This window comes from Shinella granuli (assembly GCF_004341885.1).
Classification (GTDB): Bacteria; Pseudomonadota; Alphaproteobacteria; order Rhizobiales; family Rhizobiaceae; genus Shinella; species Shinella granuli.
The window spans coordinates 1-2,203 of sequence record NZ_SLVX01000085.1; the positions used below are offsets into that span (position 1 = coordinate 1).

The 2,203-nt window shown below is 59.6% G+C and carries 2 pseudogenes; one reads left to right on the forward strand and one right to left on the reverse strand.

Annotation, left to right across the window (positions count from 1 at the left end):
• Positions 1-95 precede the first annotated feature (95 nt).
• Positions 96-1,559: pseudogene (locus EV665_RS32030) on the reverse strand (ISL3 family transposase); the annotation flags it as partial.
• Positions 1,560-1,647: 88 nt separating this feature from the next.
• On the opposite strand from EV665_RS32030, the pseudogene EV665_RS32035 reads away from it, so the two are divergent.
• Positions 1,648-2,203: pseudogene (locus EV665_RS32035) on the forward strand (transposase); the annotation flags it as partial.

Genomic DNA, 2,203 nt, shown 5'->3' on the forward strand with positions numbered 1-2,203 from the left:
TCGCGCACCTCAGGGGAAAACTTGTTCGTCGTTTTGCTCGTCATGGCTCCATCCTATTTGGAAGTTGGAGCCTCCGGCAAACCCGGGGCGGTTCAGCCTTCCGTCTGGCCGTTCGACCACTTGGAGGTTATGGCATTCTGGATTGCGGCTCGGTCTCGGATAACGCCATTCGCGAATGATGCGACCAGGCTTTTCGCCGCGCGTTCGATCCAGGCCTCCAGATCACCGGAGGATTTGCGGCGCAACATGTCATGGAAGCTCTCAACGACATCCCTGGCCTCGACAAGGTCTGGCAGCCTCTCTTCGATGGCGGCAACCGTCATCGTTTGAGCCTTGGTCAGGTTGTTGCGCTCGAGGGTCATCAGGCGAACGACGGTGCGCGCGGCGGGAGAATGACCAAGTCCGCTTTCAGCCTTTTCTGCCCGCCTTCGTCTCGTTGCCCATTCGGTGACAACACGCAGGCTTCCGCCAAAACCAGCCAGTCGAAGCTGCCGCCACAGTTCGGCGCCATTACGCAATCCAGCATCCCATTGAGCTTCAAGCCAAGGCAGATGGGGTTCGAGAGAGGTTTGCCGGACCCGGAAGATGTCTGTCCGCTGACCACGAACGACACTGCGGACCAGCTTTCGGCTATGCCCAGTTCGGCGCACGATTTCCTTGATGGAGACACCATCGGCGACGAACCCGCGGATAACGGCATTTGCCTCTTCACGTCGCAGATATCCCTCGTATTGCAGCCGCTCAGCGGCAGTCAGAAGCTTCGGATTTACGGTTGCAGTGCCGATTGCCACCCGGACCTGCCGCATCGATTTACGAACGGCGTCAAGAAAGGCGTGGCTGGCGTTTTCCATCAGATGCCAACGGTCGGCAACCTGGTTGGCGTGTGGCAGGGCTCGTGAGACGGCCTGCGCATATCCACCACCACGGTCTCGTGCGACGATCTCGATCTGGTGTTGCTGAATCAGCCAGGCCTCGGCGGTCGCCTGTTCCCTGTCGGGCAATAATGCGATTGCCCTTCGACGTTCAAGATCGCAAATGATGGTGCCATATCGATGATTGCGTCGCCAGGCCCAGTCATCAATGCCGATGACGTTCGGAGGTATCGGCGCGGGGCGATCGTATCGGCGAACGGTTCGCAGCAGCGTATCATTACTCACCGGGAATCCGAGACGATCTGCAAACCGGGCCGCCGGGCGACCACCCAATGCGAGAGCGAGATGGCGAACCAGACAGTCCAGGCGTGCTGTCCGGCGAGCCATGGGGCGAATTACATCGTCGCCGAAGCGCTCGGCGAAAATCTTTCGGCGGCAATTGCCGGCATTACAGACAAAGCGTCTGACGGTTAGGTTCAGTTCGAGCCGCCGGCCCGCACACGGCAGATCGGCAAGCATCCGAGGATAGCGACTATGAACACGCCGAGAAAGGGTTCCACAGTGGGGGCATCTGCATTCTAGTGCACGGCCCGACGCCACGACAACGATCGCGCCAGCCGCATCGTGCACTGCTTCAACGTTGAATTCGGCGGGGATCAGATCGGAAAGTCGAATTCGGGTCTGCATGGCGCTGATTCTCCAGAGAAAACCACGCCAATTAAATCCTAAACATCATCGAGATTGAGTCAGAGCCCTTATTCCATGCCGAAACACAACGCTGGTATCGCTGACACTGGCCCGCGCGGAGGTTCCCGTGCCGGTGGCCTTGCGACTGTTCCTGCCCGAAAGCTGGACAAACGCTCCATTACGGATGTTGAAAGCCGGTATCCCCGAGCAGATGCGTCAGCCACGCACCAAGCCCGAGATCGCCCTGGAAGAGATCGATCGCCTGATGTCGACAGGCATGCGTTTCGGCGTCGTGCTTGCCGATGCGGGTTATGGTCTATCGGCTGCGTTCCGGCAGGGCCTGAGTGCTCGTGGTCTCGTCTGGGCGGTCGGCATTCCCAAGCATCAGAAGGTCTATCCCCATGATGTCGCGCTGATATTCCCGGTTTCCTCTCGTGGCCGGCCGCGCCAGCATCCCATACCGGACATCCTGTCGATGGCAGCCGAAACGATCCTTTCGGATGCGCGATGGAGGAAGGTCAGTTGGCGCCGCGGTACAAAAGGCCGCCTGTCAGCACGTTTTGCCGCAAGCCGTGTTCGTATTGCCGATGGCCCTCCACAGCGCATCCTCGACAAGGGCCAACAGCATATGCCCGGCGAAGAGG